This is a genomic window from bacterium (assembly GCA_037147175.1).
Taxonomy (GTDB): domain Bacteria; phylum Cyanobacteriota; class Vampirovibrionia; order Gastranaerophilales; family UBA9971; genus UBA9971.
Genome location: JBAWVS010000086.1, coordinates 1 through 5,191, shown reverse-complemented (window position 1 = coordinate 5,191; position 5,191 = coordinate 1). Strand labels below are relative to the sequence as shown.

General features: G+C 30.3%; 5 protein-coding genes. All 5 read right to left on the bottom strand.

The features are described 5' to 3' along the window. Positions 1-218: 218 nt before the first annotated feature. The 5 genes from WCG23_12875 to WCG23_12855 all read right to left on the bottom strand — a co-directional run bounded on the left by WCG23_12875 (position 219) and on the right by WCG23_12855 (position 5,001). Positions 219-1,037, bottom strand: a complete 819-nt coding sequence (locus tag WCG23_12875; protein ID MEI8390763.1) for a DUF1643 domain-containing protein — start codon at positions 1,035-1,037, stop codon at positions 219-221. A 272-nt stretch (positions 1,038-1,309) separates the two neighbouring features. Next, positions 1,310-1,627 (bottom strand): hypothetical protein, encoded by a 318-nt coding sequence (locus WCG23_12870; protein ID MEI8390762.1) that lies wholly within the window; start codon positions 1,625-1,627, stop codon positions 1,310-1,312. A 1-nt stretch (position 1,628) separates the two neighbouring features. Beyond that, complete coding sequence (locus tag WCG23_12865; GenBank protein ID MEI8390761.1) at positions 1,629-1,799, bottom strand: hypothetical protein; 171 nt, start codon at positions 1,797-1,799, stop codon at positions 1,629-1,631. Positions 1,800-1,811: 12 nt separating this feature from the next. Continuing rightward, positions 1,812-1,955, bottom strand: coding sequence for a hypothetical protein (locus WCG23_12860; GenBank protein MEI8390760.1), 144 nt, complete (start codon positions 1,953-1,955; stop codon positions 1,812-1,814). 538 nt (positions 1,956-2,493) lie between these two features. Next, positions 2,494-5,001 (bottom strand): putative PEP-binding protein, encoded by a 2,508-nt coding sequence (locus WCG23_12855; GenBank protein ID MEI8390759.1) that lies wholly within the window; start codon positions 4,999-5,001, stop codon positions 2,494-2,496. Positions 5,002-5,191: the final 190 nt, after the last annotated feature.

Here is a 5,191-nt window from a genome sequence, read left to right as displayed (position 1 = left end):
AAGACGTGAAAAAAGAAAATTTGTTCTAAACTTTTAACTTAACTGAACACTAGTACTTTCAGATATTCTTGATATGTACTCATCAATTATGCTTTCTCTGATTTTATTGTTCCTGCTTTATTTCTTACATCCCTAAAAACAACTGTTTTTCTTGCCAGCCTAAAATAATGCCAATTATTAACGGCAATAAAAATACAATTATTATTAAGCTGTTAAGGTCATTCTGGGTCATTTGGACACTTTGTTATTAGTTTTAATTCGGGCTTATCAAAAAAAACATTTAATTGTTTATGATTTTGACGACTTGGATGCGTAGGTTGTTTTAAATCTTTTTCGTTAAAATTAAATGCATATATGCTAAATTTATTATCTTTAAGATTTTTGATTTCTTCATTAATTCTTTCAAAATAACTTTGATTAGAGTCATTAATTTTTATTTTCTTTAATTTTTTAACACTATTACCCCAGGCAATACATATATCATTAATGTCTTTTTGATTTATGCTTTTGCATATATTAAAAATTGGATTATTATTTATTTCATAATTAGGGTCTATTTTCTCTAAAGCTTCATCAATTTTAGGATGTCGAACAGTAAAAGTATTATATATTAATATTCCACCATAATTCCCATTTTTTGCTTTATTTAAGGCTTGAGTAATTCGTTTACAATTTCTTATGGTTGGGTCAAGGTTATATTCATTTGCTGTACTTGGATTAAACAAAATAAATATTAATCTTTTATTATTGTCAAAATCAAAGACAATTTCATAGTTTAAACGATTTGTATAAGCTTTATTAGCATAATTAATTTTTAATTTATTATAAGTTTGATTATCAATTTGTGATTCATTATAAAAATCATTTCCATACTGAGGAATTTTTATAAAATAGCGATCTAAATTACAATATTTATTGTATTTCTTATTTTTATAATCTTCATCTTCTTTAATAAAATATTTTTCACCATTTTTCTCAATAATTTCGGGGCTCATTCTATTATTTTCCTTAAATTTCTTAACTTCTTCTTCACTCATTATAAAGCCCCGTTCTGTTTTTTAATCATATAATTCGACTTTCACAAATAATGTCTTCATTATTTACTATGTTTTTAACTTTTGCAAGCTGATTCGCAACCTGTAAACATTTGTAAAATATGGAGTATCTATTTACCTAAACACACAAAAAAATTCTGTGGATTTCCTGTTATAGATTAATCGGAATAGTTGGCTCAGAAGCTCTGACACTTTGTCTCAGCTTGGGTGGTAATTTACAAATGGAACTATAAATGGAAAAATTTCAAATTGTATTAAGAAGCTTCTTTCATTCTTTGAATGTTAAAGCTCATCTTGAAGCCTAAAGCTCTTATTATATGATTTAAAGTATCAATTTGCGGTTTTGATTGACCGTCAAAAATTTTATAAAGATGCTGTCTGTTTATTTTAGCTTCTTTAGCAAAGGTCGTTACAGAACCTCTGGATAAGATTAAATTTCTTAATGAAAGAGCAAGTGCATTACTGTCAGGATCGTCGGAATAATCGCCAAGAGCAGCTTCTAAATATGCCTTAGCTTCTTCTGGGTCTTTTAATTTTTCTGTGATGTAATCATCCATTGTTTTATAAGTCATTTTAATCACCTGACTTTCTTAATTTGTAATCATCCCAATAATCATGAGCTTTTTTAATATCTCTTTTTTGAGTGGATTTATCACCGTCTATGAGCAGAACGACAATAGAACCGTCATCTTCAGCAAAATAAACTCTGTAACCTGCACCGAACATATACTTAAGTTCTCTTATTTCGGTACCGACCTATTCACATAAACCGTAATTACCTGTTTGGATTTTTGTAAATCTTGAAGTAATTCTGCTTCTGGTAACCTTGTCTAAGGATTCAAGCCAATCGATTACAGGTTGGTTTCCTGTTTTTGTTGTATACGGGATTAATTCTTTCATAATTTATATTGTCGCATCTTCACGACAAATTGTCAATCCTTATAAGATAATAACAATTTTAAAAAAGAGCATTGTAAAAAATAGTAAATATTTAAATAAAATTTTTACATTCATTGACATTGTTTTTATGATGATATGAATCAATCCCGCACTTTCCCGTCACCTTTAATGTTTTTTGCGTTAGTTTGACGTATTTATATAAAAACAACAACAAGACAAATTTTTCAGCTATTTGTAAATCAGAGCAAACTATATATAAACAAAAATAGGCTTAAAAGCGCATTTACACCGAAGATGTCGGGAGTTCGAGCCTCTCAACGCCCATATTAAAGACCCTGTTCATAATGAACAGGGTCTTTAATATGGAGGTCGCAGTTTTGACAGCATTATTCTCTTTTGATTTAAATTTTTTAAGCAGACGTGGTGTGGATTTTAACCCCAAATTACATAAAGAATTAACAGGGATTTTTTTTGTAAAAACAGCTAAAATATATAAATCTTAAAAATTTTACGTTTTTAGGTTGATGTCATAAAAGTTTTAATATTGTTTGTTCTGTTTGTTTGGATTAGTTGAATATTCAATTAATTCATAAGTATTTAAGTCATTTTTATTTGTTTTAAATTCTTTTACTTTTAAATTTGATAATTTTAACTGTCCAATCATCTGATTAATAAAATCATTTTTTTCTTTTTGAACACTTACTTGTTTGTTTACATCTATATTACCGACTATAATTTTGACATTATACCTTTCGTTCAATTCTTCAAATAAAACACTGTTTTTCTTAATAAAAGCGGCTACACCCGGCTTATCATCAATAATCATATATTTATTGTCATCATTATCATAAACAACAAATCCGTGTAAACTAACAAACGAAGCCTTTCCGCTTCTATCGAAAGTTCCATCCATAGGCCTGAATGTATTTGAGTTAGATGCCATTGTTAAATGCGAATTAGAAGAAGTTACACCTGCCGGTAATAATTTTAAATTCTTAGGGTTTGTTCTTTGTGTATCTGTTGTTATTCCTAATGCATTTTTAAAATCACCAAAGTTAAAAGTTGGAATTTGATTTTTAATTTGAGGGACAATGCAATTTAAAAAATATTCTTCTGTTCTCCAATGTCCGCCACCCATTGTCGAGACATCTTTTTTATCGGTAATAATAGGAAAAATTCCGGGAATTTCCCCTGTTTTAGGATTTATGCCGGGCATTACCAAAACAATGTTGTTATAACCGGCTTTATCGCCTGTTAATTTGATTTTATCAACTACTTCATTCGAATATTCTTCACTAAGTTGCGCTTTTATTTCATCAGTTTTAAATAATGGTTGTTGTGAAAATTCTTCAAATGATTTTTTGAAATTTCTGCTCGTTACATCATCAAAAATTTCCAGTTGATGCTGATGTTTATCATTTTCAACATTAAATTTTTTGTTTAATCCCGTAAATGTTATTTTGCCTGGTTCTCTTGAATTTTGAGTTCTTTGTGCTGCAAGAAGACGAGTAACAGCCACTCTTGCAGGAGATACACTGACGCAATTTACGCCTGAATTATAACTGTTCTCTATACTTTTTGCATTACTGCCCTGTTCTCCGCAAATACTAACTTCAATATTGGGCTTGATTTTTCTTGCATCATTAATACCTTGCTGTATAAATTTGATTACACTTGAGTGTAAAACTTTAAATGGATTTTCTTTTAAAATACCTTTTTTTAAATAAGATTCAATAATTTGGCTAGAATCATTCCTGCTGAGTCCGAGAGTAAATTGTGTAAGATCATTTGACCCTATGCTTAAAAAATCCGCTTCTTTCGCGAGTTCTCCGGCATTTATAATAGAAGAAGGAATTTCTATCATTGAACCAATTTTAAAATCATTTAAAAAGCTACTTGCTGCTTTTTTATCTCCCAGCGTTTCTGTTAAAGTTTCTTCTATTGTAGTCTTTATAACACCTGAAAGATATTTAAACTCCTCCTCCGTTGAAATCATCGGCAACATAATTTTAGGCTTACAGTTTACCTGAGTATAGGCCTTTGCAATAGCCCTCGCTTGCATTTTATAAATATCAGGATCAACAATTCCAAATCGGCTTCCTCTATTACCCATCATTGGATTTGACTCTTTTTTGAGAGATTCCGGTACAAATTCGTCTAACGGCATATCAAGCAGTCTTATCGTAACAGGTTTACCTTCTAGAGCTTTAAAAATCTCTATAAAATCTTCATATTGGTATTTTTCAAGTTCTTTTAGCCCTTCTTTTCTTCTTTGAGAGCCTTCTTTAGACAAAAGAACCTTTTTTACAGAGTTTAGTCTTTGTTCATTAAAAAACATATGCTCTGTTCTGCATAGACCTATGCCCTGCGCTCCCATTTTTATTGAATAGGTAGCATCCGCAGGAGTATCAGCGTTGGCTATTACTTTAATATTGGAAATTTCATCGGCCCAGTTTAATAGTTCAAAAACCTCATGAGATGGCTTATCCTGTATAATTTTTAATTTGCCTTCTATTATTTCTCCTGTTTTTCCGTCAATAGAAATCAGATCGCCATTATTAACAACTTTGTTTCCAACTTTCAACCAGCCTGCTGATTCATCTATTGCAACATCATTACATCCGACAATACATGGTTTCCCTGCACCTTTGGCAATAACAACTGCATGGCCTGAGACTCCTGCATTTACAGCAATAACACCGCCAGCCTGCTTTATCGTATCTACATCATCAGCGTTAGTATCATTTTTTATGAGAATAACTTTTTCCCCTTTAAGGATTAATTCTTTGGCTTTTTTTGTATCAAATACGGCTTTTCCAGATATTGCACCGCTGCTTGCGCCAACTCCGCAAGTAATTATTCTATTTTCACTGATAGCTTTTGATTTTTCTTGTTTATCAAAACTTCCTGACAAAATATTTTCAAGTTCGTCTGCAGAAACCCTATTTATAGCTTCATTTTTAGTTATCAAACCCGATCTGCATAAATCAACTGAAGCTTTAATCTTAGCCTGCGGTGATGTTTCAAAGCTATTTGATGATTGCACATAAAGCTTGCCGTTTGTAACATGAAAATGAATACATTGGGGTTCTTTAAACAATTTTTCTATTTTTTGGGAATAATCTTTTAATTTTCTATAAATTTCAATCTGATTTTTTTTAAGATTTTCTATATCTTCTAATGTTCAGTTAAGTTAAAAGTTTAGAACAAATTTTCTTTTTTCACGTCTTGAAGAA

Coding starts and splice junctions, on each gene's coding strand:
- WCG23_12860 (MEI8390760.1), bottom strand. CDS start 1,955: ATGAAAGAATTAATCCCGTATACAACAAAAACAGGAAACCAACCTGTA.
- WCG23_12875 (MEI8390763.1), bottom strand. CDS start 1,037: ATGAGTGAAGAAGAAGTTAAGAAATTTAAGGAAAATAATAGAATGAGC.
- WCG23_12870 (MEI8390762.1), bottom strand. CDS start 1,627: ATGACTTATAAAACAATGGATGATTACATCACAGAAAAATTAAAAGAC.